General features: G+C 63.5%; 29 protein-coding genes. 19 read left to right on the plus strand and 10 right to left on the minus strand.

The window, feature by feature from the left end; all coding sequences use genetic code 11:
- Positions 1 to 15 precede the first annotated feature (15 nt).
- Positions 16 to 1,026, plus strand: a complete 1,011-nt coding sequence (locus ACERI1_RS09670; RefSeq protein ID WP_373617921.1) for a glutathione S-transferase family protein — start codon at positions 16 to 18, stop codon at positions 1,024 to 1,026.
- 150 nt (positions 1,027 to 1,176) lie between these two features.
- On the opposite strand, the gene ACERI1_RS09675 is transcribed toward ACERI1_RS09670, so the two are convergent.
- The 3 genes from ACERI1_RS09675 to ACERI1_RS09685 form a co-directional block, all read right to left on the minus strand.
- Positions 1,177 to 1,461, minus strand: a complete 285-nt coding sequence (locus ACERI1_RS09675) for a hypothetical protein (protein WP_373617922.1) — start codon at positions 1,459 to 1,461, stop codon at positions 1,177 to 1,179.
- Between the two features lie 217 nt (positions 1,462 to 1,678).
- Positions 1,679 to 2,485, minus strand: a complete 807-nt coding sequence (locus tag ACERI1_RS09680; protein WP_373617923.1) for an NAD-dependent epimerase/dehydratase family protein — start codon at positions 2,483 to 2,485, stop codon at positions 1,679 to 1,681.
- Between the two features lie 64 nt (positions 2,486 to 2,549).
- A complete protein-coding gene (locus tag ACERI1_RS09685) occupies positions 2,550 to 3,827 on the minus strand; it encodes a Tat pathway signal protein (protein WP_373617924.1) in 1,278 nt (425 codons plus the stop codon).
- Between the two features lie 266 nt (positions 3,828 to 4,093).
- Here ACERI1_RS09685 and ACERI1_RS09690 point away from each other — a divergent pair, with 266 nt between their 5' ends.
- Positions 4,094 to 4,540 carry an SRPBCC family protein gene (locus tag ACERI1_RS09690; RefSeq protein WP_373617925.1) on the plus strand — a complete coding sequence of 149 codons (447 nt, stop codon included), beginning with the start codon at positions 4,094 to 4,096 and terminating at the stop codon, positions 4,538 to 4,540.
- A 135-nt stretch (positions 4,541 to 4,675) separates the two neighbouring features.
- Positions 4,676 to 5,215 (plus strand): DUF6735 family protein, encoded by a 540-nt coding sequence (locus tag ACERI1_RS09695; RefSeq protein ID WP_373617926.1) that lies wholly within the window; start codon positions 4,676 to 4,678, stop codon positions 5,213 to 5,215.
- Positions 5,216 to 5,277: 62 nt separating this feature from the next.
- Here ACERI1_RS09695 and ACERI1_RS09700 read toward each other — a convergent pair whose 3' ends face one another.
- Positions 5,278 to 7,053 (minus strand): DNA mismatch repair protein, encoded by a 1,776-nt coding sequence (locus tag ACERI1_RS09700; RefSeq protein WP_373617927.1) that lies wholly within the window; start codon positions 7,051 to 7,053, stop codon positions 5,278 to 5,280.
- Between the two features lie 270 nt (positions 7,054 to 7,323).
- Here ACERI1_RS09700 and purF point away from each other — a divergent pair, with 270 nt between their 5' ends.
- Positions 7,324 to 8,796 (plus strand): amidophosphoribosyltransferase, encoded by a 1,473-nt coding sequence (purF, locus tag ACERI1_RS09705; RefSeq protein ID WP_373618158.1) that lies wholly within the window; start codon positions 7,324 to 7,326, stop codon positions 8,794 to 8,796.
- 255 nt (positions 8,797 to 9,051) lie between these two features.
- Positions 9,052 to 9,441 carry a tautomerase gene (locus ACERI1_RS09710; protein WP_373617928.1) on the plus strand — a complete coding sequence of 130 codons (390 nt, stop codon included), beginning with the start codon at positions 9,052 to 9,054 and terminating at the stop codon, positions 9,439 to 9,441.
- A gap of 23 nt (positions 9,442 to 9,464) precedes the next feature.
- Here the strand turns inward: ACERI1_RS09710 and ACERI1_RS09715 are convergent, their stop codons facing one another.
- Positions 9,465 to 10,700, minus strand: coding sequence for an ArsA family ATPase (locus ACERI1_RS09715; protein ID WP_373617929.1), 1,236 nt, complete (start codon positions 10,698 to 10,700; stop codon positions 9,465 to 9,467).
- Positions 10,701 to 10,763: 63 nt separating this feature from the next.
- Entirely contained in the window at positions 10,764 to 11,864 is a 1,101-nt protein-coding gene (locus ACERI1_RS09720) for a pyridoxal phosphate-dependent aminotransferase (RefSeq protein ID WP_373617930.1), read from the minus strand.
- Positions 11,865 to 11,980: 116 nt separating this feature from the next.
- On the opposite strand from ACERI1_RS09720, the gene ACERI1_RS09725 reads away from it, so the two are divergent.
- On the plus strand, positions 11,981 to 12,493 hold the full coding sequence (locus ACERI1_RS09725) for a CinA family protein (protein ID WP_373617931.1): 513 nt from the start codon (positions 11,981 to 11,983) through the stop codon (positions 12,491 to 12,493).
- 75 nt (positions 12,494 to 12,568) lie between these two features.
- Complete coding sequence (locus tag ACERI1_RS09730) at positions 12,569 to 13,054, plus strand: metal-dependent hydrolase (protein WP_373617933.1); 486 nt, start codon at positions 12,569 to 12,571, stop codon at positions 13,052 to 13,054.
- Positions 13,055 to 13,183: 129 nt separating this feature from the next.
- Here ACERI1_RS09730 and ACERI1_RS09735 read toward each other — a convergent pair whose 3' ends face one another.
- Complete coding sequence (locus ACERI1_RS09735; protein WP_373617935.1) at positions 13,184 to 14,158, minus strand: hypothetical protein; 975 nt, start codon at positions 14,156 to 14,158, stop codon at positions 13,184 to 13,186.
- A 137-nt stretch (positions 14,159 to 14,295) separates the two neighbouring features.
- Here ACERI1_RS09735 and ACERI1_RS09740 point away from each other — a divergent pair, with 137 nt between their 5' ends.
- The 3 genes from ACERI1_RS09740 to ACERI1_RS09750 all read left to right on the plus strand — a co-directional run bounded on the left by ACERI1_RS09740 (position 14,296) and on the right by ACERI1_RS09750 (position 16,513).
- Entirely contained in the window at positions 14,296 to 14,583 is a 288-nt protein-coding gene (locus tag ACERI1_RS09740) for a DUF5789 family protein (RefSeq protein ID WP_373617937.1), read from the plus strand.
- A 4-nt stretch (positions 14,584 to 14,587) separates the two neighbouring features.
- Positions 14,588 to 15,283, plus strand: a complete 696-nt coding sequence (locus ACERI1_RS09745; RefSeq protein ID WP_373617938.1) for a type II CAAX prenyl endopeptidase Rce1 family protein — start codon at positions 14,588 to 14,590, stop codon at positions 15,281 to 15,283.
- A gap of 144 nt (positions 15,284 to 15,427) precedes the next feature.
- Complete coding sequence (locus ACERI1_RS09750; RefSeq protein WP_373617939.1) at positions 15,428 to 16,513, plus strand: AI-2E family transporter; 1,086 nt, start codon at positions 15,428 to 15,430, stop codon at positions 16,511 to 16,513.
- Positions 16,514 to 16,543: 30 nt separating this feature from the next.
- Here the strand turns inward: ACERI1_RS09750 and nreA are convergent, their stop codons facing one another.
- Positions 16,544 to 17,845 (minus strand): DNA repair protein NreA, encoded by a 1,302-nt coding sequence (gene nreA, locus ACERI1_RS09755; protein WP_373617940.1) that lies wholly within the window; start codon positions 17,843 to 17,845, stop codon positions 16,544 to 16,546.
- Between the two features lie 281 nt (positions 17,846 to 18,126).
- On the opposite strand from nreA, the gene ACERI1_RS09760 reads away from it, so the two are divergent.
- Together ACERI1_RS09760 and ACERI1_RS09765 are read left to right on the plus strand one after the other, a co-directional pair.
- Entirely contained in the window at positions 18,127 to 18,306 is a 180-nt protein-coding gene (locus tag ACERI1_RS09760; protein ID WP_373617941.1) for an HVO_2753 family zinc finger protein, read from the plus strand.
- Between the two features lie 5 nt (positions 18,307 to 18,311).
- Complete coding sequence (locus ACERI1_RS09765; protein WP_092931371.1) at positions 18,312 to 18,578, plus strand: elongation factor 1-beta; 267 nt, start codon at positions 18,312 to 18,314, stop codon at positions 18,576 to 18,578.
- A gap of 316 nt (positions 18,579 to 18,894) precedes the next feature.
- On the opposite strand, the gene ACERI1_RS09770 is transcribed toward ACERI1_RS09765, so the two are convergent.
- Complete coding sequence (locus tag ACERI1_RS09770; protein WP_373617942.1) at positions 18,895 to 19,338, minus strand: hypothetical protein; 444 nt, start codon at positions 19,336 to 19,338, stop codon at positions 18,895 to 18,897.
- A gap of 97 nt (positions 19,339 to 19,435) precedes the next feature.
- Positions 19,436 to 20,113 carry an MBL fold metallo-hydrolase gene (locus tag ACERI1_RS09775; RefSeq protein WP_373617943.1) on the minus strand — a complete coding sequence of 226 codons (678 nt, stop codon included), beginning with the start codon at positions 20,111 to 20,113 and terminating at the stop codon, positions 19,436 to 19,438.
- A 136-nt stretch (positions 20,114 to 20,249) separates the two neighbouring features.
- Here ACERI1_RS09775 and ACERI1_RS09780 point away from each other — a divergent pair, with 136 nt between their 5' ends.
- From ACERI1_RS09780 to ACERI1_RS09810, 7 genes are all read left to right on the plus strand, one after another.
- Complete coding sequence (locus ACERI1_RS09780; RefSeq protein ID WP_373617944.1) at positions 20,250 to 20,558, plus strand: 50S ribosomal protein L21e; 309 nt, start codon at positions 20,250 to 20,252, stop codon at positions 20,556 to 20,558.
- 6 nt (positions 20,559 to 20,564) lie between these two features.
- On the plus strand, positions 20,565 to 20,921 hold the full coding sequence (locus ACERI1_RS09785; protein ID WP_373617945.1) for an RNA polymerase Rpb4 family protein: 357 nt from the start codon (positions 20,565 to 20,567) through the stop codon (positions 20,919 to 20,921).
- 179 nt (positions 20,922 to 21,100) lie between these two features.
- The gene (locus tag ACERI1_RS09790) at positions 21,101 to 21,697 is read left to right on the plus strand and encodes a DUF655 domain-containing protein (protein WP_373617947.1); all 597 of its coding nucleotides are present in this window, start codon (positions 21,101 to 21,103) and stop codon (positions 21,695 to 21,697) included.
- Between the two features lie 74 nt (positions 21,698 to 21,771).
- On the plus strand, positions 21,772 to 22,611 hold the full coding sequence (locus ACERI1_RS09795; RefSeq protein WP_373617948.1) for a 16S ribosomal RNA methyltransferase A: 840 nt from the start codon (positions 21,772 to 21,774) through the stop codon (positions 22,609 to 22,611).
- A gap of 80 nt (positions 22,612 to 22,691) precedes the next feature.
- The gene (locus ACERI1_RS09800) at positions 22,692 to 23,846 is read left to right on the plus strand and encodes a mechanosensitive ion channel family protein (RefSeq protein ID WP_373617949.1); all 1,155 of its coding nucleotides are present in this window, start codon (positions 22,692 to 22,694) and stop codon (positions 23,844 to 23,846) included.
- A gap of 1 nt (position 23,847) precedes the next feature.
- Complete coding sequence (locus tag ACERI1_RS09805; RefSeq protein ID WP_373617950.1) at positions 23,848 to 24,420, plus strand: HemK2/MTQ2 family protein methyltransferase; 573 nt, start codon at positions 23,848 to 23,850, stop codon at positions 24,418 to 24,420.
- A 54-nt stretch (positions 24,421 to 24,474) separates the two neighbouring features.
- Positions 24,475 to 25,680 (plus strand): PQQ-binding-like beta-propeller repeat protein, encoded by a 1,206-nt coding sequence (locus ACERI1_RS09810; RefSeq protein WP_373617951.1) that lies wholly within the window; start codon positions 24,475 to 24,477, stop codon positions 25,678 to 25,680.
- Positions 25,681 to 25,839: the final 159 nt, after the last annotated feature.

Here is a 25,839-nt window from a genome sequence, read left to right on the forward strand (position 1 = left end):
CCCCGAAACGATCATATGAACATGCTCGTTGACGGCCAGTGGCGCACCGACGCCTTCGAGGTCACCACCGAGGACGGTTCGTTCGAGCGCCAGGAGACGCCGTTTCGCGACGAAATCCGTGATGATCCCGACGCTCGCTTTCAACCCGAGGCAGGCCGCTATCACCTCTACGTCTCGTATGCTTGTCCATGGGCTCATCGGACGCTTTTGATGCGGTCGATTCTGGGACTCGAGGACGCGATTTCGGTGTCGGTCGTCGACCCGTATCGCGACGAGGACGGCTGGCAGTTCACGCCCGAGAAGGAGGGGTGTACCCGCGATCACGTCCACGACGCGGACTTCCTCCGAGAACTCTACGTCCGTGCGGACCCGGACGCGACCTGCCGCGTGACGGTACCGGTGCTGTGGGACACCGAGGAGGATACTATCGTCAACAACGAGTCCGAAGAGATCATGCGGATGTTCGACACTGAGTTCGGTGAGTACGCAAAACGAGATGTCGACCTGTATCCCGAGGGCTATCAAGACGAGGTCGACCGGATCATCGATGCGATCTACGAGCCGATCAACAACGGCGTCTATCGGGCCGGTTTCGCCACGAAGCAGGGACCTTACGATGACGCGATAGACGACCTCTTTGCGGCGCTCGATCACTGGGACGAGGTGCTTGCAGACCAGCGCTATCTCGCGGGTGATCGGCTGACTGAGGCGGACATTGCGATGTTCACTACCCTCGTCCGGTTCGACAACGTGTATCACACGCACTTCATGTGTAACGTCCAGTCTATTCGGGAGTACGACAACCTCTGGCCATATCTGCGCGACCTGTACCAGACACCCGGCGTCGCTGGGACGGTGAACATGGACCACATCAAAGAACACTACTACACGACCCACCCCGACGTGAATCCCCACCGGATCGTCGCCCGCGGACCTGACCTCGAGTTCGGAGCCTCGCACGACCGTAACGCGCTTCCCGGTGGGCCGCCGTCGGACCTCCGCGCGGCGGCCAGTGCGGACGACTAATACGGTCTGCTGTAACGATGTACCGGTGTAACCGCAGTGCGGGTCGCGGCTGCACCGGAACTGGCTGACAGTAGTCCGTATAACAGCAGTGGATGCGAAGCGAAAACGATGTGACGGCGCTGTTACGCTCCGCCGTTTAGTGGACTCGGTCTAGGCGTCGACTGCGTCCTCGTCGGTTTCGGCGTCTTCGGCCTCGGCATCGTCGTCGGCCTCGAGCCGATCGGTGCCGGAACGGTCGGCTTCACGACGCCAGGTTTCGAAACTGTGCTCGATCTCCTCGTCCGAGACGAATACCTTCCAGAGAACCCACACGACGGCTATCACGGGGAGAAGCGGAAAAAGAACGATAACGAGTACTGCGGCCATGATATAGCCGAACAGGGACATCGGTCTGTTCGGCCCGTAGCCCGTCGACTCGGACACCTTGACTGACATGTGTGCGTCTACGAACGTGTCGGTATTCGGTGTTACGATTCGACGAGTCCAAACCGAAACGAACGCTCGCCGTCTCGACCATCGAAAATCAGGCGATTCGACCGGGCACAGACTATTGGACAGCAGTCAATACGAAGCCGGTCGCATGTATACGACCGTCACCCGTGGGGACGGCCGCGAATTCACGACCAGCTTCACGCCGTTCTGTCCGGCAGTATCAGGGTGACTCGAGCCCGTCTCGCTCGTCCGACTCGTCGCTGAGAACCGCTTCGGCGTCGTCCTGTGGGTGGTACTCGAGTGCGTGCATAGTCTCTGCCAGCGACAGGAATCGCTTGGAGTTGTTGGAGATGCCATGAGCGACCAGCGGCGACTCCTCGAGCGTCGCTGTCGCGGCTGCAGTGAGCAACCGTCGGCAGTCGCCAGGGCTGAGCCACATCGCGCGAGCATAGCGCTCGCCGGCCTCGTCCCGGTCCCGACACTCCTCGCGGAGTTCCTCGCGGGTGAGCAGCCAGCCGATCCGGAGATTGACGACCTCGAGTCCGTGGCGGTTCGCGTAGTACGACCCCATCGCCTCGCCGAAGACCTTCGTGACGCCGTAGTAGGTGTCTGGGTCTCCCGGCTCGTCCGGGCGGACGATAGTGGGGCTGTCGATCGTCGACTCCGGTCGGGTCGCCGTGGCGGTGTTTCCCATGTTCACCGCGTGATTCGAACTCGCGAAGACGACCCGTTCGAGGTCGTTTTCGATCGCGGCCTCGAAGGCGTTGGAAAGCCCGTCGACGTTCGGGCCGCGAAGCTCGTCCCACGCCGCCCACGGCGATGGGTTGGCCGCGAGATGGATCAGTACGTCTTGTCCCTCGAGTGCGTCGACGAACTGCTCGCGGTCGGTGATCTCGAGGATCGTCGTCTCGAGGTCGTCGGTTTCGTGGTGGGAAAACAGCGTCAACTCGTGGTCGTCGGTCGGGAAGGCGTCGATGATCACCCGACCGACGTTCCCCGCCGCACCGGTAATAGCGATGTCGGTCATATGGGTTCGACAGCAAACTGGCAGAAATAGATTGGCCTAGCACGTTCCAGAGGGGCGTCACTCGCTACGTTGAAGTCGGCACAGGCAAGGACCGACGCTCTCGCGGCGGCACGAGGTAGTTTGCCCGACTCTGAACAGTCAGATACTGGAGAATACCGTTGTTCGTTCGTGTGCCGACCGAGCTGCTCTTGGCGAGGTCGGTCCCGGTCATCGCCTCGCGAGTCTTGACGAAGTCGTCGATCGAGCGCTGCAGCGAGAGAAAGTGGGTGGTCGCCCAATCGCCGTCGGTCGAGTCGAAATCCCGACGCAGGATGATCGGTTCGCCGTCTTCGCGGGCTCGAGCGGCCTTTTGCGCGTGGCCGACTGTGCCTTTCCGGGCGACCTCGGCTGCGTCCTCGCTGACTTCGGTCACGCGACTCGAGTCACCGAGGTTATGCCCGGCCCCTTCGACGAGATCGTCGGCGTTGTGGGCTGGTGAGAACATCTTGGCGACGCGTTGGCCGCGGCTGTCGTCGCCGTACCATTGGCTGAGGGTCAACTTGAGCTTCGAGAGATGAAGCGTCGTGCCGCCGGCGAACGGGCCGTCTTGAATCGTCACGCGGTCTTCGCTCGCCTGCGTCTTCTTGAACCCCGATTTGAATCCCATGAACATCGGCGCGTCCTCCGGAACGGGATCGCCGTCGGGAATGCCGGCGACGCTGGACTGGTTGTCCGCCGGCAGCCCGCGCCCGATGAATCCCGACCGGCGGTCGGCCACCTCGAAGACGCCGTCGAAGGTTTCCTCGACGTCGATCCCGTTGAGTTGCTCGAGGTTGCCTTTCATGGCCTCTTCGACGCTTAAGGTGACCTTGCCGTAGTCGCTGGCCAGATGGAGCAACGCGTCGTACTCGTCGAGTGTGGGTTCTTCGAACGGTGTCAGCGCTGTCGGCGCTGGAAGCTCGACACCCGTGGGGGCTGCGTCGAATCGGTCGAAGTACGCCGGACTGTAGGCTATCGTAAATGCCAGTCCATCGTTGCCACGTTTGTACGCCTTCTCGAGCGTTCGGAACGCGGCCTCGAGTTGCTCGCGCTCGTCGGTGGCGTCGGCGGGGCCGTCGCCGACGTACTCGAGACCGAGCAGGAGGTGGTGTTCGGGTGGCAGTACGTTGCCGGCATCGTCGGTTGCGAGAAACTCGTTCCAGGCGTGCTGGCGATCGGGGAGTTCTGCAGGGGAGAGCGTCGCCTGTGGCACGTCTTCGGTCGCTTCGCGCTCGAGGCAGGCAGAGAGTGCGCTCGCACCGCCGATGGCGACGGCGCTGCGGACGAACGCGCGACGCGAGATCCCACGGTCCGATCGGTCCATAGACGACTCTGTGTGCCCGTCAGGCAAGGGGATTACGGTCCTCCCGACGACGCTGGTGTTGCTTCTGCTGGTGGTGATAGGACGGGACGAGTTCGAGGTGAACCCAGCGACGCGCCGTTCTCGACGATCCGGCTGCTCAACGATCGCGCGTCGGTGTCGAACCGCGTACTGCATAGCCTGCTGGGACGACCAGCGGTCAGAAATCTTACGAGTCCCGAGACCTGGATGACCGGTACAGCCATGGATGTCTGCGTCGTACGATAGCTATGAACGTGGTCGAAGTGTTCGTCGAGGTCGACGCGCCACCCGAAATCGTCTGGGAGGTGCTGCTCTCGTTCGACCGCTATCCAGAGTGGAACCCGCTCAGTCGGCGGGTCGAGGGGATAGAAGTTGCGGGGACGGAACAACAGAACGGGGACGACCCCGCTGACGCTCGTCGGTTTCTCGAGAGCCCGATGATCGTCACCGTCGAGCCGTATCGACGGCTTGCCTGGCTCGATCGGTTCGTCCTCCCGTTCGCACTCGATCGCTACCACGAGTTTCACCTCCAGCCCATCGACGACGGCAGCCGCACACAGTTGCTCCAGCGCGAGACGGTCCGTGGCGCACTCACCTCGCTGGTCTTCGACGAGACGAAAGTCGAACGAGCGTTTATTTCGATGAACAAAGCGATTGCTGCCCGCGCTGAGCAACAGGCAAGCGCGACGGTGTAAGCGGCTGTCGGCTGAGATCGCTGTCCGTCCGAAGGTTCAAGTACGGACGGGCGGCCAGAGTCGTCGTGATCTCTCAGACAGCACGTGGCTCACCGCTCGAGCAGGCCGACAGACTGCCGTCAGACACGGTGAACGATGGGACATAGGGCGCTGGTCGCCTACCGACGGCCGGATCACCGATACGACGTGCGATACAGTCACTGGGGTGGCGAGGGGCTGTCGCTGGCCGACGAGATCAGTGCCGTAACTCCGCTGGCAAACGGTGCAGTCGAGACATCGCTGGTCGCGGAGTCAGTCACGTGCGATCGACTCCTGACAGACCAACTCGATCCGTGCGTCTACGAGGCGCTGTATCTCGTCGATCCAGCAGCAGACTACGCAGTCGACACGTACCGCGTCTGCTGGCTCGAGTGGGGGAACGACCGCGACAGAGGCCGCGGCGCGATCGTCGCGGTCGATCCTGCTGACGATCGACCGCTCAGGAACTGGTTTCGCGCGATCAAAACCGCACTCGCCGACATCATCGAAATGGGCGGCCTCTCGCGGCGAGCCGCACAGGCCTATCTCGAGGCTCGCGTCTGCGAGGAGTACGAGGGCACGGTTTACACGTACGGCGAATCGGTTGGTGACGGACACGATGGCGGGTACATGCCGCCGCCCGATCGGTACCCATAGCCGACTGCCGCCTCGCGGATCGACGGACCCGGCTTACGGAGACCGGAACGCCTCGTCCCGAGTTACTCGTCGGCGCTCCAGTGGGCGTCCGCGAGCGTCCGCTGGACGACCTCGTCGCCGACGGCTGCCGCCAGCGTCTCGAAGCCGGCCCGTTCGCGTCGGTCGCCCGCGTTGGCGACCAGCCGCGAGACGATGAACTCCGGCGTCGACCGACCCACTGTATCGAAACGCGGCTGGTAGTCGACGAGTAACTCGAGGTCGGCGTTCAGTCCCTCCGCGAAAATGCCGTCGACCCGTGCGTCGGCGGGCAGCGGCTCTAAGTCGTCCGCGAGGTGGGTGACGAACACACCAAGCGCTTCGCGGTCGACGGTCAGCGTCACCAGCCCGTGTAACAGGTCTGCCGCACTGCCCGGTTCCGTGATCGCTTCGAACTCGTCGACCAGCATCAGCGTCCGACCGCCAGCGGACAGCGGCGGGACGATCGAGCGCAACGTGGACTCGAGGACGCCGGCGTTGAAACTCGCGTGGCGACGGTGAAAGACCAGCGAGTCGACCGGTGTCACCTCCGCGCGGTCTGCGGGCACCGGCAACCCCATCGTCGCCAGCAAGACGACCTGACAGAGCGTCTCGAGTAGTGTCGTTTTCCCGCCGCTGTTGGCTCCGGTCAGGACGGCGACCCGTTCTTCGCCGGGAATCGCATTGATGTCGTCCGGAACCTTCGTGACGCCGTGTTCGCCGAGCCCGTAGGTAACTGGCTGGACCGAGTCGCCGTCACGCGCCGCGAGCGTCAGGTTGCGTGCGTTGACGACCGAGACGGCTGCCTGTGCTTCTTCGACGAACGTTGGCCGGGTACAGTCGTACGCGAGCGCAAAGCGGGCCAGCGAGAGCTGTAAGGCGATGTCGTCGATTGCTTTGACGGCCCGATCGACGGCTTCGCGAGCGTCCGCGAGCGTTTCCTGGAGCTCACTGGCGACGGTCGTTTCGCGTTCGTCGACCGCTGCGGTGAGATCGCTCCGGAGGGTGCGCAACGTCCCACCGACGAAATCGGTCGCGTCCGTCGCGTCTGTCGGCATCGCGTCTCGAACCTGATCGATCGTCACGTCGGCCTCGCTCAGCAGATGATCCTCGAAGGACTGGCGAAAGCCCTCGACATCGCGGACACCGTCCGAACGCAGGTCTTCGATTAGCGAGAGGGCGTCGGCGTCCAAATCCTCGACAGTTCCCAGCGCGTCCCGAAGCCGGTCGAGTTCCTCGTCTGCACCCGCGCGAACGTGGCTCCCGTCCAATGCTGTTAGGGCTTCAGCGGCCTCCGCCAGTCTCGCGCGCTCGAGGTCGGCAATCGCGGCGAACGGTCCGGAATCGACGCCAGCCTCGAGCAACGCGAGCGCGGCCTCGACGGCGGCGCGTTCGCTGCCCTCGCGGTCGTCGTAGCGCTCGTAGGCATCGAGCACCGCCTCGCGATCAGCCTCGGCGAGGTCGGCCCAGGCGTCTCTGGCCGCGAGGACATCGTCGAGGCGCTCCTCCATCGCTGCCCGACTCTCGAGTGGCGTCAGCACCCGAATGCGATCTGCCGCGCGCTGCGTGACGGCGTGGTCGACCGCCAGATCGAGCAGTTCCTTGTAGGCCGAGCGTGCGTCACTGGTCGCTAACACGTCCATGCCGGCACTGTCGGTTGCCCGCCGGAGAATTCGCGTCGCCCGCCCGCGGGCTAACCCGGCGTCGGCAAGCGCCCGGACGTCCCCACTCTCGATCGCCTGAACCGCCCGCTCGCGGCCCAGCGTGTCGACCAGCGTCTCCCGTGTCTTTGGACCAACTCCCCAGTACTCCTCGAGTCGCATACACGTTGACTCGAGGGAACGCTCTTGATACTGCCGGACACAGATTCATCCCCACACAATCGGCTTCGCGATTCGTAATCGCTCGTTGGAGCGAGAGCAGGCCGTGGTGAGGCTTCGTCATCGTCTGATTATCGGACAGTATCCACGTTTGTGCATATAATTCGATTCTAGGACTGCCTATAGAAGCACAAACACGGGGGTTTTTATCGGCTCGATGCCCTACTGACTCCCATGACTGATGGGCGGGGCGAGACTCCCCGGCGAACAGGAATGACCGAAAAGTGCGGCGTCGTCGGCGTCTCACTCGACGGTCGGGACGCGGCACGACCGTTGTACTACGCACTCTATGCGCTCCAGCACCGGGGCCAGGAGTCCGCAGGAATCGTCACACACGACGGCTTCCAGCAGCACAGCCACGTCGAAATGGGCCTCGTCGGTGACGCCTTCGGCGAGGATGATCTCGAGACGCTCAACGGGGCGGCCGGGATCGGCCACGTCCGGTATCCGACGGCGGGCTCGGTCGATTCCTCCTGTGCACAGCCGTTCTCCGTCTCGTTCAAGAGCGGGTCGCTTGGTCTCTCGCACAACGGCAACCTCGTCAACGCCGACGAGATCCGCGAGGAACTCGCGGCCGCGGGACATGCCTTTACGAGTGACGGCGACACCGAAGTCATCGCCCACGACCTCGCGCGCAACCTCTTGGAGGAGGATCTTGTTCGGGCCGTCAAGCGCACGATGGGACGCATCCACGGCTCGTACTCGCTGACGATCAGCCACGACGACACGGTACTGGGCGTGCGCGACCCACAGGGGAACCGACCGCTGTGTATCGGCAAACTCGAGGACGGCTACATTCTCGCGTCCGAATCGGCAGCGATCGACACGCTCGATGGTGAACTCGTCCGTGACGTGCGGCCAGGTGAACTGGTCGTCCTGCAGGACGACGGCCAAGGCTTCGATACCTACCAGCTCGTCGAACAGGAACACACCGCCCACTGTTTCTTCGAACACGTCTACTTCGCGCGCCCGGACAGCGTCATCGACGACACCCTCGTCTACGAGGCCCGGCGCGAACTCGGGCGCAAGCTCTGGGAGGAAAGCGGCGTCGAGACCGACGTCGTGATGCCAGTGCCCGACTCCGGGCGCGCGTTCGCCTCAGGCTATGCCGACGCTGCAAGCGAGACGACTGCCGACGGCGAGCCGCGAGCCGAGAACGACGACGGCGTCGAGTTCGCCGAGGGGCTGATGAAAAACCGCTACGTCGGCCGCACCTTCATCATGCCGACCCAGGACGAGCGCGAACGCGCGGTACGGCTGAAACTCAACCCGATCAAGTCCACGATTGAGGGGAAGACGGTCACCGTCATCGACGACTCGATCGTTCGCGGGACGACCTCGACCCAACTCGTCCAACTGCTCAAGGACTGCGGGGCCGAAGAGGTCCACGTCCGTATCGGCGCACCGGCGATCGTTGCCCCCTGTTACATGGGCATCGACATGGCCACCCGCGAGGAACTGATCGCCTCGGACAAGTCGACCGCCGACATCCGCGACGAAATCCGCGCCGACAGCCTCGCGTACCTCTCGACCGACGCCGTCGCCGAGGTGCTCGAGAAAGACCGCATCGACCTCTGTCTGGGCTGTGTCACGGGCGAGTATCCCTACGACATCGAGGGCGAGGAAACCGACCGCGACGTGAGTCGGCCCGATATTAGCGGGCCGGAGCTCCCTGCGGACGACTAGAACCACGAAATTTTACCGAGGGCCATCGCGCTGTGCGGCGAAGCCGCCAGCACGATAGACCGCAGCGTAAAATCTTCAAAAGAGCGTGAAGCGCTCTTTTGGATTTCGCGGGATCTTTGATCCCGCTCAGTTTCGATCAAAATCACTTCTCTTTCCCGTTGGGTCAGTCGTCGTCCCGCTCGCTCGCTTTGCTTGCTCGCGGCTGGAATAGACGGGCCGCGGAACGCACAAGACGCTGACCGGCCAACTCGAGGTATGCCACTCTTGCAGTTCGAGACGACGCTGTCGCTGTCGGACGCAGAGAAAACCGCCTTCGCCGAGCGGGTGACAGATCTCTATACGACCGAGATGGCGACGACCGCGGGACACGTCGCCGTGACGATCCGCGAGCGCAATGGGGCCGACCTCCATCTCGGACGCGCCGTCGAGGGACCGTTGCTCTTTCTCGACGCGGAGATCCGACAGGGCCGAACGTTCGACCGAAAGCGGGCATTCGCCCTCAAAACGATGGCATACGTCGGTGAAACGTTCGATGTCCCCGACGAAAATCAGAAGGTCGTCTTCACCGAGCATCCCGGCGAGGCGATGATGGGCGTCGACCGAGTCGGCGGTGAGTGGTCCGGAGACGACACCGAGTCCGAATAGAGCTCGAGCCCCAGTTGTGGCGGCTATCGAAGACAGGCAGCGACGACCGCGAGCATCTCCTCGCCCCGGACTTCGTCGGCGAACAGCGGCACGCGCCGGACGTCGGTCCCGCGGAAGAGGTCCTGTGCCTCGGCTAAAGCGGATTGCTGGACATCCCAGCGTCGTTGACAGAACTCACAGTCATCGAGGTTCGGCTGGAGGAACTCGCCCTCGACGTCGTCGGTGACGTTCGACAGCGGCTCCATCACCCGGTTGACGACGACGGTGCCGACGGGAATCTCGAACTCCTGGAGTTGCTGGCGCAGTCGCTTCGATTCGAAGACGCTCATCTCCTCGGGGATCATGACGATCCGGAAGTCCGTCCGTGCGGGATCTTGCAGGGCGGCCCGCAGCCGCTCGATGCGCTCGCGAAGGACTTCCAAGTCCTCGAGCTCGTTTTCGTTTTCCGGCGCCTCCTGACCGCCGAACATTCCTTTGACGCCCTCTAACATGCCGCCGATGCGCTGGCGGAACTTCATCAGCCGGCCCATCATCGTGTCCATGATCTCGGGCAACTGCAGCAGGCGGAGGGTGTGGCCGGTCGGGGCCGTGTCGACGACGACGCGCTCGAAGCGCTCGTCGTCCATGTACTCGAGTAAGAGTTGCATCGCGGCGGCCTCGTCAGCGCCGGGCATCGCGCCGCCGAAGAGGGCGTCCATCGGTGATTCGCCGCCGAGCATGTCGCCGAGACCCCCGAGTGGGCCGCCCTCGGCTCCTTCACCACCGGGGAAGGGGGAGGCACCGCCCGCGCCCGCTCCGCCGGCGAATGGATCGTCGTCCGCTTCCGTTCCGGCACCTGCACCCGCACCGCCGAAGGGAGTCTCGCCGCGTTCCATCGCAGCCTCGGGATCGATCTCGGCTGCATAGAGCGGGATGTCGTCCCGGATGCGACCAGGTTCGGCTGGAATGTCGGTATCGAAGGTGTCGGAAAGCGAGTGTGCGGGGTCGGTCGAAACCACCAGCGTCGGCGTCCCGGCGCGGGCGCTGTCGAGGGCAGTCGCAGCCGCCATCGTCGTCTTCCCGACGCCGCCTTTCCCACCGTAGAGGACGTAGTCGGGGCCGTCGATCGGCTCGTCGGACGGCTCGACGTCGATGGTGTCGCGCTCCTCATCGGCGTCGACGGAGTCCGTCGGCGTAACCTCGATGGTGTTTCCACCTTCGTCGCTGTCCATCGTCGATTCGTCGTCCTCCTCGACCGGTTCGACGTCGATGCCGCTCATACCCCGGGGTTTCCTGCCCCGACACGAGTATTCGTCGGTCTCGAGCGCCCACCGCTGTCGCCATCAGTCGAAATACGCTGCCAGTCGCTCAGCCGCTTCCTCGACGCGTGGTGTCACGAGCGCGAACCGCAGCCACTCGCTGCGCGCGTCGCCGAAGGCCTCGCCGGGCATCCCGGCCACGCCGGCCTCGTCGATTAATCGCTCGACGTTTGCAAGCGTGCCCGGATACCCCTCGAAGCGTGCCATCACGTAGAACGAGCCACTCGGCGTGGTGTACTCTGCGCCTGCCGCCTCGAGTGCGTCGGTAAACGTCTCGACTCGCTCGCGGAGCCGCTGGCGGTTTCGCTCGTAGTACTCGGGCCCTGTCTCGCGAAGCGCCTGCAGGACCGCGTACTGAGCCGGGCGAGTCGTCGCGACGTTGACCAGCATGTGACGACTCTTGGCGTCCGCGACGAGTTCTGGCGGGAAGATCGCGTAGCCCACCCGGAACCCGGTGATCGCCATCGACTTCGAGAACGCGTTGGTGACGATCCGGTTGCCCGAGTCGGTCTCGAGTGCGCTCGCGAACGCCCCCGAAAGGTCGTAGTGGTCGTACACCTCGTCGCTGATCAGGATCGCGTCGTACTCCTCGGCGATGGCGACGAGTTCGCGCATCGTTTCGGCGGGATAGACCGCGCCCGTCGGGTTGTTCGGCGTGTTCACGACGATCGCGGCCGTCTCGTCGCTTGCAGCCGTCCGGACGGCGGCGGGGTCCAGGTACCCCTCGTCGTCGGTCGCGACGAACCGCTGTGTCCCACCGAGCATCGTCGTCTTCCCCGGATAGTAGGGATAGACCGGGTCAGTCAGCAGTATCTCGCTTCCGCACTCGCGCTCGAGGGCTCGCGCCATCGCGAGGTAGTTCGCCTCGCCCGCACCGTTCGTGACGACGACCTGCTCGGCGTCGACGCCGCGGCGGGCGGCAATCTCCGCGCGCAACTCGCGCAGTCCCTCGCTGGGTGCGTACTGGAACCGGTCTGGCTCGAGGTCGGCGTACTCGCACAGCCCCTCCCGGAGCGCCTCGGGGGGTTCCCAGTCGGGGTTCCCGCTGACCATATCGATGACGTCGCGGTCCGCCGCGTCCGCATACTCCATCACGTGGAAGAACAGCGGCGTCTCGTAGTCCATACCGGATACTCGGGAGCCACGCCCCGTGTTCTTTCCGTTTTCAGGTTACACAGTGTGCCGTCGATATCGCGATCGCCACCCTCGCTTTCACAACGGTGTCGCTCGTCGACTCGAGCATGAACGACGACATCGACCGCGAGTTGCCGATGGCAGTCGGCGATGCGCTTCGCGACCGTGACGAGACGCTTGCCGTCGCCGAGTCCTGTACCGGCGGGCTGATCGGTGCCGCAATCACCGCCGTCCCGGGTGCCAGCGACTACTTCGACGCCGGATTAGCGACCTACGCCTACGACGCCAAGCGCCGCCACCTCGGCGTGAGCCGCGAGTCACTGGACGAACACGGTGCCGTCTCCGAACCAGTCGCCCGCGAGATGGCACGGGGGGTCCGCGACGTTACGGACGTCACGTGGGGGGTCGCGACGACCGGGATCGCCGGTCCGACTGGCGGGACCGACGACAATCCGGTCGGGACTGTCTATATTGGCATCTCCTATGCGGGCCCGTGGGGCAGCGAGGAATCGTATGCGACCATCTCCCGGTACGTCTTCGACGGCGACCGAGCCACCGTTCGCGCGAAGACCGTCGACCAGGCGCTTGAGGATCTGCTCGCCGAACTCGAGGCCCAGTAACGCCCGAGACCCGTCGGCGTCGGCGACTCTCTCGAGAGAAAACTATTCCCCACAGGCATCCCCAGATGCGGGTAGATGAACAAGAAGGGTCACGTGCTAAACGCCGTGTTGTTGAGCATCGGGCTGGGGTATCTGCTCGTGCCGGTGGGGGATCTGGAGACGTTCAAGACGATCCTAATGATCGGCGTGCCGGTCACGCTGGGAGCGCTCTTTCCGGACGTCGACACTGCCTTCGGTAAGCACCGAAAAACGTTGCACAATCTGCCAATCTTACTCGGCTTCGTCGCCTTTCCGTACGTCTTCGGCAATCTCGAGTACGTCTGGATCGGCGTGTTGACACACTACGTGCTCGACGTGGCGGGGAGCAAGCGCGGAATCGCGCTGTTCTATCCGATCTCGAAACAAGAATATGGACTCCCGACAGGAGTTACAGTCAGCAGCAAGCGCGCTGATTTCGTGACCGCGGTCGTCACCGTTGGCGAACTAGCACTGGCCGCCGTGGTCGTGTTTGAACTCCCCCAGTTTGCATTTGAACTGGGACGACAGCTCGTCGGCCTGTAACGCTCTTGCAGTTCCGAGTTCGTCTACAGCAGGGTTCGTGACTCGAGGGTGCGGTGCCTTCGATCGGGTGGCCAACTCGAGTAAGATACCTGAGATGACCCTCGGTTCTAAAACGCGTCCAGGAGGCGACTACCGCCGGTTCGGCGTCCACTCGTCGCAGGCGTCCATGTCGTCCATCGCCGTCTCGTGGCGGGCACAGTAGGGAACCATCCCGTCCGAGGACCGGACGTATTCGAACTGTGCGCAGTTCCCACAGTAGCGGTCCGTCGGTTCGGCTTGCTGGTCGGTCGTCGACTCGACGATTTCGGCGTCACGACCGTCGCCGACGTCGAGCGGTGAGGAAATATCCGAGGCCGCGGAGCCGCCGTCGCTGGTGGCTGCACCGACGTGTCGGCCACGTTGTGAACTGCGACTGCGAGTCGGTGGTGACTCCTGTGACGTACTCATACTCGAGCGCTCGTCGTACGAGAGCGCCGCTCCGGACGTGTCATCCACGTTGGTCTGTGTCTCGACGTCTCCGTCGGGCGTCCCGCCGAGGAATCCGATCCCGCCAAGGCCCTCCGAGACCTCCTCGTCGTCCGACTCGATAACCGTCTTGTTGTGTCGGGTGACGTTCATCTGGAGGGACCCGCCAGGGTCGTTGCGCCGCTTGAACGTCGCGATGGCGCTGAACAGACTCCACACGGACGTCAGAAGCCCGAGCAGGTAGACGACCGACACCTCGAGCGTGAGCTGCTGGCCGTAGCCACGCCAGTGTGTGGGGTAGGCGTGCCAGAAGAGTGCGACGCCGAGCAGACAGAGACTGCCACTAATCACGGCGGCGGCCTGGATGCGACGGCTGGCCGGTAAGACGACGAAGACGCCGACGAGCGCAGTCGGGACACTCAACCCGGCGAGGACGCCCCCGACACGGACGGTCGCGAACTGGGGGGCGATGTCTCCGGAAAGAGCGACCACATACCCGCCGAAGAGGTCGGTCGTTGCCACGAGTACGGCTACGACGGCCAGGACCGCACCGAGAAGCACGAGCGCCGTTCCCGCATACAGCCGGCGGCTCGTCACCCCCGGTCCGGTCCCGTCGTAAACCTCCGTCAGGCTTGTCATACGCAGCCGTTCGGTGCCCCGCCACAAAACGATACGTCAGACACATCTCGATTGCCGGAGAGGTTCCGATGGTCGCGGGGCTCCGAACGGTCTGTGGAAGCGAAAGTTTGAATCGCTGGGCTCGCAAACGGTCGCGCATGAGTGACGAGGACGAGGACGCGGAGCCGACTGTCTCACTCGGGACACACACGCCCGTCGAGGGCGCGCCACTCGCCCGCGTAAGTTCGCGGCTGACCTGGCCGAAAGAGAAAAGCGAAATCGACCGCCTCGAGGGCGAGACTGTACTCCGGACCCCTGACGGCCCCCGTGAGCTGTCCGACGTGCTCGACGCTATCGATGAGACGTACTTCCAGCGCCACCAGGAGTTCGAGACCCACGTCCGTGACGTGATCGGGACTGGCCCGATTCCGACTGCTGACGAGTAACACAGTGTCGTCCGAGCCGGACCAACACGGCGCTGGCTGGCTTCGGGACCGGCTGCGGCTATCCTGGGTCCAGAAAACGCTGCTCCTTGGTGCCGTGCTCTCGCTGTTGTGGATGCAGCTGGTCCCCGGCGAGTTAGATCGCCGAATCGTCGTCGACGGGGTGCTTCTGATCGGTGGGCCGCTCGCGCTCGGCCTCTCACACGGGAACCGCATCGGGTGGCACGTCGATCGCGTCGCGATTCGAAATACCGTCCTGCTCGCGCTGTTCGTCCTCCCCTTCTATGTCGTCGGCTCGACGCTGCCGACGATCCGTGCATACTATCCGATCTGGACGACGTCCGCCGCACCCGCGGCGTTTCTCCCACACGCGATGAAGCTCATGGTACTCGCACTCGCCGCCGAGACCTACTATCGTGGGCTGCTCTGTGTCGGCGTCAAGGAAATCGGCATCGTTGCGGTGTTTATCAGCCCCGTCGTCTACATGCTCCATCACACCTCGAAGCCGCCGATCGAGTTCGTCCTGTCGGGCCCGACGGACGTCCTCTTCGGTGCCGTCGACTACGCGTCCGACTCCATTCTCCCGTCAGTAGTCGCCCACGGCGGCGGCCTCGTCTTGCTCGACTGGCTCGTCATACACGAACCAGTGTTCGATCCCCTCCCCGTGATCCGCTTTCTCGAGTGGGTGCCGATCCCGCTGTAATCAGCAGTGACCCGGTCCCCGTCTTTCACCCGGTCTCTCTGGTGACAGGCGATCGATCGATGATCGTCGCCTGCGGCCCTCTAGTTGGCTGAAATTACAGTCAATACTATCAACACTTATGCCCTTCTCGTGAAAGATGAGTATATGGACGCTCGGTCCTCGGTGTTCGCCCTCCTGATCTGCGTCCTCGGCGTGCTTGCTGCGCTGGTTGTCCTTCCGCTCGTCGAGTACGTGCTGGCTGCTTGTCTGCTTGCGGTCGCGCTCCGACCGGCCTACGAGCGACTGGCTCACCGCGTCGGCGCGCGAACCGCCGGTGTCACGCTCACTGGTCTTGCCGTCGCTGGAGCCGTCGTTCCGCTGGTCGTCGTCTCGCTGCTCGTCCTCGAGACCGCCACATCGGTACTCGAGGCAGTCTCTGCGGATCACATCGCCGCAGCCGGGCAGACGTTTGCACGAACGACGCTCGGCATGGACGAGCGGACGGCCGCGACACTCGAGGCAGCACTGTCGAGTGAACTCACGGGTGCGATCGGGGCAGCGACGGACGTAACCCTGTCCGAGACCCTCGGCGTCGTGACTGCTGCCGTCGATGTCGTCATCGGGACGCTCGTGTTCGTTTTCGTGCTGTACTACTTACTCGTCGACGGTCCTACAGCCCTCGACTGGGTCCGACGGATCGTCCCGCTCGAGCGCTGGCTCGTCGACGAGCTGTTCGCGGAGGTTCATATCGTCATCTGGGCGGTGCTCCGTAGTCATTTGCTTGTCGCCGTGCTGCAAGGGGTACTCGGTGGACTGGGACTCGTTCTGCTCGGTGTTCCGAACGCGGTCGTATTGGCGGTCGCGCTGTCACTCGTGTCGGTGCTCCCGACGGTCGGGATCTGGCTCGTCTGGGGACCGGTCACCGTTACCCACGCGCTTTCGAGTAGCCTCCTCGGCAGCGTGGCGTTGCTAGGCTATGGAATCGCCGTGCTCGCGGTCGTCGACACGTATCTCCGGGCGCTGTTCGTCGACCAGCGATCCGGGCTGCATCCAGCGGTCGCGCTGGTGGGTGTCGTCGGCGGCGGCGTGCTGTTCGGCATCGTCGGCCTGTTCGTCGGCCCGGTCATCCTCGCAGCGTTCAAAGCCAGTGTGACCGTCGTCGATCGCCTCGAGCACTCGTCGTCGAGCGACGGTTCCGATACTGATCCCGATCGCGGACGCGAGACGACGTTCACGGAGCTCGACCAGTAGCTCGATGGCGTCTCGGACCGACCGGCTGATTCAGTCTCGGTTCGAGAAGGCGTTCAGGTTCGACTGCAATCCAGCCGCGAGTTCGGATTTGCGCTGCAGTCGCCCGTAGGAGACCGGGAGTCGTGTCGCGACCTCCGCGACTGCCTCGTGGAACGTTTCGGCTTCGCCGTATCCTCCGTCGAAGGCGTTGCGAACGCTCTCGCGAACTTGCCAAACGCCGACGGGTGCCCAGTAGTCGTCAGACACCTCGCGCAAGACGAGACATTTCGCCTGTCGACCGATCGACTCGAGCTGCTCGAGGACACCCAACCGGGCGGCGTAGTAGGCACCCGCAGTCTCCTCGACGTAACTCGAGCGCCCCTCGTAGCCCTCGCTGGCGCTCTGGAGCCAGATGTCGTCGTTCGGGTTCGGATTCCAGATGCTGCCCGGCGCTTTCATCTCGACGAGTTCGAACTCCCAGGTGCCGGGTGCGAGGACGACCCAGTAGCGGTTTCCCATGTACTCGTTGGCCCAGACCTGCACCTCGTCGACGCTGGGTGCGTTCCGGATGCGCCCACGCAAGTACTTCCCGACGGTGTCGTCGACAGCCGTGATCGACCACCGCGTTGGCACGAGTCGGCGCTGTTTGGTCTGGCCGAGTGCGCCAGCCGACAGAATCGAGTTGATGTCGTAGACATCGAAGCCGCGCCGATAGAGATAGGTCATCGCTCCCTGGGCCTGCCAGTCGTCGTCCTCGAGCGTCTTTTTGACTGGCCGGGGCACGTATGGGTTCTCGCGCAGCTCCGCGTTGCGCGCGTTGGCACGCGGGCCCCGCGGCGTCGCCACGTCCGTCCCCGCGTCCAGCCCGAGATCAGGAGTATCGTCTAACCCGATTTCCAAGTCGACCGGGCGGTCGGCGATCGCGACCTCCCGCTGGACGCCGACGAAGCCGTCCCACGTGTCGTGGACCGAGGGCGTCAGCCGGCTCGCGATCGACGGCGAGTCGACGTTGGCGCGCTTGCTCGAGTTCAACAGGCCGGTCCGGCGCTGAAGCACGTCGTCGATGGCATACCCCTGCCGGTACCAGTCGCCGTCGGTGACGTACTCCGTAGCAGCACTTTCATCGCCGACCGGCGAGAGCAGTCCGACGGGAATGTCGGGATAGTTCGACCGCCCGACGAAAATCGACGGTGCGGTCGAGCCGACGAGGGTGTCGCCACTGACGGCGTCGTCGAACCGCCGCTCGAAGTCCTCTAGGTGGTCCGTGATCGCGTAGGACTTCTCTTTGGCGAGGCGGCGACGTTCTGCCTCCTCGTCGGGCTCTAACTCCTCGATGTAGTCGTCGAGGCGCATTCACTCGCCGTAGGACGGGCACGACTTTGAATGTTGATACTGTCGAAAAACGTTGGTGACCGAGTGAGATGTCAGAGGCAGAGATCCGGTCGGGCGTCGAGCAACCGGATCTCACATCGATGTTTCGACTGGGGTATAAAGTATCCGCCACCGTCTTTTCTCCCTCTGAAAACGCGACCGGCACTCGCCGTTTCGGAAGCGTGATCATCGTCCCCGGCTCGGTTCGCTCGCGCAGCGGTCGAAAGACAACCGTTAAAAACGGCGGGCGGGAAGGGAGGTGTATGAGTACGACCGACGACCGAGAGGCACGTGCCTGTGTCTCTTGCGGGCTCAACATCGCGGGCACGAACGCTGCCGCGTTCAAATGTCCCGACTGCGGCCAGCAGATCTACCGCTGTGCCAAATGTCGCAAGCAGAGCAACCTCTATGAGTGTCCCGACTGCAGTTTCACCGGCCCGTAACTACCATGGGAAAAGTCGCTGCCAAAATCAAGGTCATGCCGGACAGCCCCGAAATCGACCTCGACGCGCTCCAGGAGCGCCTCGAGAGTACCCTCCCCGAGGGTGCGAAGATCAACGGCGTCGAACGTGAAGAAGTCGCGTTCGGCCTCGTTGCGCTTTACCCGACCGTGATCGTCCCCGACAGCGCGGGCGGCACGGAGACCGTCGAGGAGAACTTCACCGAAGTCGACGGCGTCGAAAGCGTCGGCGTCGAGAACGTCGGCCGTATCTAAACGGCGAGCGTCGTCCGTTTTTATACTGTGAGCAAACAGTAAGTAGCTGTGCGATCGTGTCTCGACGCCTGTCGCCGCCCGCGACGGCGTCTCGAGTTCGATCGAGATGTGAATCTGCTGTCGGACAGTAGCAGCCGGCTCGGCGCAGGACCGCTCGAAGCCAGCAGAGCTGGCAGTATTACTCGCACGGGGCGTTCGCTGTCGCTACTGGATTGTCTATAGTAACAGCTGAAAACGATTCACACACCGATCGCACAGCTCTCGTGCGATCGGGTGTACAATGACTTTCAGTGGCTACTATAGAGTCGACGAACGCTTACTGGTTTGGCTCCTGATCGTCGCGGTTCGCACCGAGGTTAGCCTGCGAGACGATCTCTGCGCCGATCGGTGAGAGGTCGACGGTCACGTCGTCGGTGACGGCCTTGCTGATTTCGTCTAAGTTCCCCGCGAGGACGGTCAGCACGTCGTCGGGATTCGTGTAGACGAGCATATTTCCGTCCTGGCCCTCCGCGACGAGTTGCGTGTCGTTGAGCACGATTTGATCGTTCTGAATCGTCGCCGAGACGACCGGCAGCGCCGCCGGTTTCCCCTGTTCGTCATCTCTGACTTTCCGGATGTGGACCGCATCGAGGTCGAGGACATCTTTGTGTTCCTTGATCTGTTCGGCGCAGTTGACCATGTCGTTGAGAAGCGCCGTGCGACGCTCGTTGCCGTGATCGCCATCGAGACAGTGCTGACAGACGCGGAGTTCGAGTCGCATTATCCCGTTTTCGTCGTCGACACCGATGAGAATTCCGCTTCAGTCGCGTGGTCACCCGCGGTCAGCGCGCTGGCAGCGACCGTGCGGATTCACGGCCTTACTCGCGTAATTGGTCGCAAATCTCATGGATCCTGTCACTTCCCTGTGGGACGTAGCCGCCGTGATAACACAGCGTATGGTCGATCTCGAGGTCAGCTAGCGTCTCGACGGACTCGATCGCGCGGTCCATATCCGGCGTGAACTGCGGTTTCGGACCGTCAAGGGGCTCAGCTCCGTCCGCGACGAGTGCGTCACCCGCGACGAGCAGGTTTCCATCGGGGAAGTACAGCGAAACGTGCCCCGGCGCGTGGCCCGGCGTCGCGACGACTTCCATGGGGCCGGCAACCGTCGGAATCCGAACCCCGCCGACCAGTTCGATGTCGACAGCGACGGGCGGGTAGCGGTCGCCGTCGCTCTTGATCGGGTCGCGCTCGCCGGCGACGTACGGCGCTTCCGCGTGGTGAGTCGCGACGACCGCATCGACGCGTTCGTTCAGTTCTGATAGCCCACCGGCGTGGTCTCCGTCGTGGTGGGTGAGGACCACCAGCCAGATATCCTCGAGGTCGTAGCCTAGGCTCCGTAGGTGGGTCTCGAGACCGCCGATAGCACTCTGTGGACCTACGTCGCACAACACGAGGCCGCGGTCGGTCTCGACGACCGTGGGACTAATTGTCAGTTCTCGCTCGCCGTACTCGACCGTGATCGGCAGCGTGTGCACGCCAGCGTCTTCCGCCATACGACGACCATTCGAGGCCAGCACGATAGGTGTGGGTGTCCCGCGGTCCCTCGCTGCTCACGACGCGAGGGGCACACTCGAGCAACCCGAATACGTGTGTTTTATAACCGTCACCGGACAAAGCGGTCGTACGACTATGCCGAAATCTAATGGCCCTCGTCAGGGAACCCGGCGAAAGCTCGCAAACGATCCTCGAGACCGCGGCACGTCGCCGCCACAGCGTGCGATTCAGGAGTACGAAGAGGGTGAGAAAGTCCACCTGAAGATCGACCCAAGCGTTGCGGACGGTCGCTTCCACCCGCGCTTCGACGGTCTGACCGGCGAAGTCGTCGGCAAACAGGGTAGCGTCTTCAAAGTCGAGATCAACGACGGCGGCAAGGACAAGACCCTGCTCGTCGCCGCGGCTCACATGCGCGCGCAGAACCAGGAAAAGAGCCGGATCTGAACAGGGATGACGATCTTCAAAGAGATCGTCGACGAGGAGTTCCTGACGGTCTCGGAGACGAAGGAGCTGCTCGCCGACATCGAAGCCGAACGCGCGATGGACGAGGATCGCGAGCTGCGCTACGAACTCGCGCGAGCGATCGAACACGCCAATCGATTCGCCGTCCTCGAGCCCGAGGAGGCGCAGGCGCTCGTCGACGCCCTCCAAGAGTTGGAGAAGGTCGACGAGCCGACGGCCTACAAGATCGCCAACCTCCTGCCACAGGACCGGGACGAACTCCGGTCGGTGTACGCACAGCAGCGCTACTCGCTGTCGGGGGACGAACTCGACGACATTCTCAACGTCGTCGCACAGTACGTCTAATACGGATCGCTGTCCCGCGTTCTCGGCTTATCGTACAGCCATCGTGCGGTCGAATGTGTAGTGACTATCAGTGGCTACTGCTCGAAGCAGTTCGGTTACCGACAGGCGGTTGTCGCCTCCGTGCCGCCTCTTGAAAGCGAGCCGACTATTTAAGTACGCCCTCGCCGTAGCAAACGACAATGAGCGAAGCCGATGGCGACGAGATGGACGTTCGGCGCGCGGTCGTGTTGGATTACCTCGCACACGGGCTGTCTGACGACGGTCGACCGCAGTACGCGAAGTCACCGGCAGGGTACGCTGTCGGCATCGAAGACTTCCAACTCTATCAGGTCGCGTTCGACGAGGACGAACGGCTCACGATCGGCAGCGAGGTCGTCGTCAAACCTCCCGTCGAACGCGAGGTCGTCACCGAAGCCCACCGCGTCGAGTACGACGACCTCTCCTCGGGTGCCCAGTCGGAACTCGAGTACGTCGTCGCCGACCTCGTCGAGGAGTACGAAGCGCGCTTCGTCGACTTCTACAACGACGCCCAGCCGATCACACTGCGGCTCCACCAGCTGAACCTGCTGCCGGGGATCGGGAAGAAACTTCGCAACAGCATCCTCGATGAGCGAAAGCGCAAGCCCTTCGAGAGCTTCGAGGAACTGTCCGAACGGGTCTCCGGGCTCCACGATCCCGACGAGATCTTAGTCGAGCGGATTCTCGAGGAACTGCGCGACGACGATCTGAAGTACCAGACCTTCGTGGGTCGGCGCGAACAGGAACAGAACCAGTAACCGGCAGGTGTAGGCGGTCGGTTTCTCGCGGCCAAGACAGTGCGTTTACACCGCTTCTCGTCATAGCGACGGCAATGAGAGATCCAGACGCACTGATCGCCCGGGCAGGGGTCCGCGGCGATCCGGATCGCGACCAGCACTTCCTCGTCGACGATCGCGTCCTCGACCGACTGCCGACTTACCTTACGGAGATCGACGCCGACACGGGCCACCTCCTCGAGATCGGCGGTGGAACGGGCGTACTGACCGATCGGTTGCTCGCAGTCGGCGACGAGGTAACTGTCGTCGAACGCGATCCCGATCTCGCCGCGTTCCTGCGCGAGGAGTTCGCCGACGAGATCGCAGCCGGCGGCCTAACCGTCATCGAAGGCGACGCTCTCGAGGTCGACCTGCCCGACTTTACGGCGTCAGTGTCGAACCTCCCCTACGGCGTCTCGAGCGAAATCGCCTTCCGGCTGTTTCCCAAGGGGAAGCCGCTCGTTTTGATGTTCCAGCAGGAGTTCGCCGAACGGATGGTCGCCGACTCCGGGACGAGTGAATATGGCCGACTCTCGGTCTCGAGCCAGCACTATGCGGAGATCGAACTCGTCGAGTCGGTTCCGAAGGAGGCGTTTTCGCCGCCACCGGCGGTTCAGAGCGCGGTGATTCGCGCGATTCCGCGCGAGCCCGACTACGAGGTCGACGACGAGGAGTTCTTCCTGCGGTTCGTCAAGGCGCTGTTCACCCAGCGCCGGAAGACGATCCGGAACGCGATCCGGAACACGGCGCACATCTCGAGGCTCGCAGAACCGGACGCAGTCGTCGACGCGGCTGATGAGGACGTCTTGCAAAAGCGCGCCGGCGCGATGGCCCCGACCGAGTTCGCCGCGCTGGCCCAGGTCGCGTGGGAGGTCGGCGAGCCCGACGACGACTGATCGAGTGACGGCTCGAGCCGGACGGGTCCAACCAACGGATACTCAAAGCTGCGCGGACGACAGATCGGAGAGATGAACGCATGGTCGGACTACTGACCGGGCTCGAGTGGCTGTCGGAAGCGGCTTCGACGACCGAGCTCAAACTTGCAGCTTCTCTCGTGGCGGTCGCGCTCGTGGTCGCCGTGCTGTTCTCTTACCGGCGGCTCCACGCGTGGATCGCCGAGCGGGCGCGACCGCTGTACGCTGACATCGTCTCGATGTCGTTGCTCATCGCGGCCTGCCTAGTGAGTCTCACCGTTGTAACGGGTGTCTGGGGGCGCACGGACGAGGTTCAACAGCTCTCGACGAATCTCGGACTCGCCAGTGACGATGTCGCGCGCGCTATCGTCTCGTTTCTCCTGTTGGTCGTGACGGTCATCGTCACTCGATTCGTCAGCCGGGTGATCGAGGAGGTCTTCAACTCCTCTTCGGCCGTGACGGCCCACCAACGGAAGGTAACACATCGGCTGTCACAGGTACTCATCTGGACGGGGTCGCTGGTCGTCGTGTTGGGTATCTGGATCGAGGATCTCGGCAGCCTCCTCGTCGGGGCCGGGTTCCTCGGGATCGTGCTCGGGATGGCCGCCCGCCAGACCCTCGGAACCGTGCTCGCGGGCTTCGTCCTGATGTTCGCCCGCCCGTTCGAGATCGGCGACTGGATCGAAGTCGAGGGCGACGAGGGCGTCGTCACCGACATTTCGATCGTCAACACACAGGTCCGGTCGTTCGACGGCGAGTACGTCATGATCCCAAACGACGTCATCGCCTCGGGCACGGTGACCAATCGCTCGAAGCGAGGACGACTGCGACTCGAGGTCGAGGTCGGGGTCGATTACGAGACCGACATCGACCGGGCTGTCGACCTCGCAAAAACGGCGATCGACGACGTCGACGAAGCGTTGGCGACACCGGCTCCACGGGTGGTCGGCAAGTCGTTCGGCGATTCCGCCGTCGTGTTCGGTGTTCGGTTCTGGATCGATAACCCGAGTGCCAGACGATACTGGAACGCCCGAACCGCTGCGATCAGTGCGATCAAGGAGACGTTCGAAGCCGAAGGCATCAAGATTCCGTACCCACAGCGTGAACTCACCGGTCGACCCGAAGCTGGTGGCTTTCGGGTTGCCGACGAGCGTGAAACGGTGTCTGCCGAGGAATCCAGTGACCACCGCATGACGACGACACCGGAGGAACAATAACATGGGACTCGAGGACCGACGCGAGCAAGAACCGGACGTCTACCAACCCGCCGAGGACTCTCAGCTGTTAGCCGAGACAGCCACTGACCGTCTCACGGGTGACGAACTCGTCCTCGAGGTCGGCACCGGCTCGGGCTACATCGCCGGACAGATCGCCGACGAGACGGGGGCGCGTGTGATCGCGTCGGATCTGAACCCGCACGCGGTCCGCCAAGCTCGAGCCCCGAACGTCGAGACGGTGCGGGCGGATCTAGTTGCCCCGTTTCAGGATGGCGTGTTCGACGCGGTCGCGTTCAACCCGCCGTACCTGCCGACCGACCCCGAAAACGAGTGGGACGACTGGATGGAACACGCGCTCTCGGGCGGTGAGGATGGTCGGGCCGTCATCGACCCGTTCCTATCGTCTGTCGGTCGCGTGCTCGCGCCCGACGGCGTCGTCTATCTGCTCGTGAGCAGCCTAACGGGGGTCGACGACGTCGTCGAACGGGCCGGTGAGGAAGGCTTTAGCGCGGTTGCCGTCGCCGACGAGTCGTTTCCTTTCGAGACGCTGACCGTGCTCGAGTTGCTTCCGTAATCCGCATCATTTCATCCGAAAATACTTATTGGATGTCTGACCGCTACTGGAATGATGCCCTCCACGAGACGGACACTGTTGACGACCGTCGGTGCGGCGAGCGTCGCCCTCGCGGGGTGTTCGATGCCCTCACGGTTCTCGGAGCCCGACGACCCGCCGCCCTCCGGTGTCGCCGAGTTACCTGATCCCGACGGCCACGTCGCTGGCGCGAACGGTGACTGGTCGACGTTCGGCTGCAACGCGGCCAACACCCGCGAGATCGCGGATGGAAAGGCACCCGTCGACGGCGTCACCGAACGTTGGCGAGTCGAGGTGACGCAACTCTCCTATCAGGAACCCGTCGTCGCTGATGGACACGTCTACTACGTTGACCACCGCACCCTTCGGGTCTTCGACGCGACCGACGGGACGGAACTGTGGTCGCTCGAGGACGTTCGTACGCCGCCGTTGCTCTGGGATGGGATCGCCTATGTAGCTACCGTCGGGGCGCTCCACGCACTCGAGGCTGACACTGGGAACCCGGTGTGGGACCGCGAGTTCGAGGCCCCTGGTTCGGTGACGACGCCGGGGACCTACGCCGGTCGCCGACTGGTCTTCGGGATTGGAGAGCAGGTGATCGCGCTCGATCCAGCCGACGGATCCATCGAGTGGCGACGCGATGTCTTCGGTCAGGTACTCGATCACGTCGCCGTCTTCAAGGGATATTGGTACGTCATCGCGACCGAGGCTGGGGAAGTCTACTTGCTCGATAGGGATGGGATCGGTGGGCGGCGGTGGCAACTGCCCGCAGCACCGACGGCTCCGCCCAGCGCCGATTCGGATTCGGTCTATGTCACGTGCCGGGACGGAACGACGTACGCCCTGATGGATGACGGGCTCTCGAGTCCGGGGATCAACTGGACCGCCGATACCGGCGGGGTCGAACGTGGGATCGGTGTGGTGGATGGGCTCGTCCTCGTCGCGAACGGTGGCAGGCTTCATGCCATCGATTCGGAATCCGGCGATCGACGCTGGGAGTCCGCGGTCGGCGACTGGCAACAAACGGCCCCGGCAGCCGGTCGTGACACGGTTTTCGTCGGTGGTGACCGCCTTTGGGCGTTCGATCCAATCCCCAGCAACAGCCTGGGTCGCGGACCTGCCGTCCGGTTCGAACAGGAGTTCGCGGGGCGGGTTGGCCCTGGCCCGGTTCTAGACGACGGCACACTCTACGTCGTCGCGCACGTCGACGATGAAACGTACGCGTTGCTGGCCCTCGAGTGACGGCCCGCACTTGTGTGTCATGCGGCCACGTTTGGGTTTTCTCGATGGGGATCGAACTCTCCGAGTGACCGACCGCGAAACCACGAAACCCGCAAGAATTACTGCAGTGTATTACATTGGATGGAAAATATTAAGCGTCGGTATAGCCTAGCCGGGTGT

The sequence above is a fragment of the Natrinema sp. HArc-T2 genome (assembly GCF_041821085.1).
Taxonomy (GTDB): domain Archaea; phylum Halobacteriota; class Halobacteria; order Halobacteriales; family Natrialbaceae; genus Natrinema.

Excerpts from the sequence above, each read along its gene's own strand:
- ACERI1_RS09710 (WP_373617928.1), top strand. The coding sequence starts at position 9,052 with ATGCCACTCTTGCAGTTCGAGACGACGCTGTCGCTGTCGGACGCAGAG.
- nreA (WP_373617940.1), bottom strand. The coding sequence starts at position 17,845 with ATGCGCCTCGACGACTACATCGAGGAGTTAGAGCCCGACGAGGAGGCA.
- ACERI1_RS09795 (WP_373617948.1), top strand. The coding sequence starts at position 21,772 with ATGAGAGATCCAGACGCACTGATCGCCCGGGCAGGGGTCCGCGGCGAT.
- ACERI1_RS09720 (WP_373617930.1), bottom strand. The coding sequence starts at position 11,864 with ATGGACTACGAGACGCCGCTGTTCTTCCACGTGATGGAGTATGCGGAC.
- ACERI1_RS09765 (WP_092931371.1), top strand. The coding sequence starts at position 18,312 with ATGGGAAAAGTCGCTGCCAAAATCAAGGTCATGCCGGACAGCCCCGAA.
- ACERI1_RS09780 (WP_373617944.1), top strand. The coding sequence starts at position 20,250 with ATGCCGAAATCTAATGGCCCTCGTCAGGGAACCCGGCGAAAGCTCGCA.
- purF (WP_373618158.1), top strand. The coding sequence starts at position 7,324 with ATGACCGAAAAGTGCGGCGTCGTCGGCGTCTCACTCGACGGTCGGGAC.
- ACERI1_RS09690 (WP_373617925.1), top strand. The coding sequence starts at position 4,094 with ATGAACGTGGTCGAAGTGTTCGTCGAGGTCGACGCGCCACCCGAAATC.
- ACERI1_RS09700 (WP_373617927.1), bottom strand. The coding sequence starts at position 7,053 with ATGCGACTCGAGGAGTACTGGGGAGTTGGTCCAAAGACACGGGAGACG.
- ACERI1_RS09740 (WP_373617937.1), top strand. The coding sequence starts at position 14,296 with ATGAGTGACGAGGACGAGGACGCGGAGCCGACTGTCTCACTCGGGACA.
- ACERI1_RS09810 (WP_373617951.1), top strand. The coding sequence starts at position 24,475 with ATGCCCTCCACGAGACGGACACTGTTGACGACCGTCGGTGCGGCGAGC.
- ACERI1_RS09760 (WP_373617941.1), top strand. The coding sequence starts at position 18,127 with ATGAGTACGACCGACGACCGAGAGGCACGTGCCTGTGTCTCTTGCGGG.
- ACERI1_RS09800 (WP_373617949.1), top strand. The coding sequence starts at position 22,692 with ATGGTCGGACTACTGACCGGGCTCGAGTGGCTGTCGGAAGCGGCTTCG.
- ACERI1_RS09685 (WP_373617924.1), bottom strand. The coding sequence starts at position 3,827 with ATGGACCGATCGGACCGTGGGATCTCGCGTCGCGCGTTCGTCCGCAGC.
- ACERI1_RS09750 (WP_373617939.1), top strand. The coding sequence starts at position 15,428 with ATGGACGCTCGGTCCTCGGTGTTCGCCCTCCTGATCTGCGTCCTCGGC.
- ACERI1_RS09725 (WP_373617931.1), top strand. The coding sequence starts at position 11,981 with ATGAACGACGACATCGACCGCGAGTTGCCGATGGCAGTCGGCGATGCG.
- ACERI1_RS09675 (WP_373617922.1), bottom strand. The coding sequence starts at position 1,461 with ATGTCAGTCAAGGTGTCCGAGTCGACGGGCTACGGGCCGAACAGACCG.
- ACERI1_RS09770 (WP_373617942.1), bottom strand. The coding sequence starts at position 19,338 with ATGCGACTCGAACTCCGCGTCTGTCAGCACTGTCTCGATGGCGATCAC.
- ACERI1_RS09775 (WP_373617943.1), bottom strand. The coding sequence starts at position 20,113 with ATGGCGGAAGACGCTGGCGTGCACACGCTGCCGATCACGGTCGAGTAC.
- ACERI1_RS09695 (WP_373617926.1), top strand. The coding sequence starts at position 4,676 with ATGGGACATAGGGCGCTGGTCGCCTACCGACGGCCGGATCACCGATAC.
- ACERI1_RS09670 (WP_373617921.1), top strand. The coding sequence starts at position 16 with ATGAACATGCTCGTTGACGGCCAGTGGCGCACCGACGCCTTCGAGGTC.
- ACERI1_RS09805 (WP_373617950.1), top strand. The coding sequence starts at position 23,848 with ATGGGACTCGAGGACCGACGCGAGCAAGAACCGGACGTCTACCAACCC.
- ACERI1_RS09680 (WP_373617923.1), bottom strand. The coding sequence starts at position 2,485 with ATGACCGACATCGCTATTACCGGTGCGGCGGGGAACGTCGGTCGGGTG.
- ACERI1_RS09735 (WP_373617935.1), bottom strand. The coding sequence starts at position 14,158 with ATGACAAGCCTGACGGAGGTTTACGACGGGACCGGACCGGGGGTGACG.
- ACERI1_RS09785 (WP_373617945.1), top strand. The coding sequence starts at position 20,565 with ATGACGATCTTCAAAGAGATCGTCGACGAGGAGTTCCTGACGGTCTCG.
- ACERI1_RS09730 (WP_373617933.1), top strand. The coding sequence starts at position 12,569 with ATGAACAAGAAGGGTCACGTGCTAAACGCCGTGTTGTTGAGCATCGGG.
- ACERI1_RS09790 (WP_373617947.1), top strand. The coding sequence starts at position 21,101 with ATGAGCGAAGCCGATGGCGACGAGATGGACGTTCGGCGCGCGGTCGTG.
- ACERI1_RS09715 (WP_373617929.1), bottom strand. The coding sequence starts at position 10,700 with ATGAGCGGCATCGACGTCGAACCGGTCGAGGAGGACGACGAATCGACG.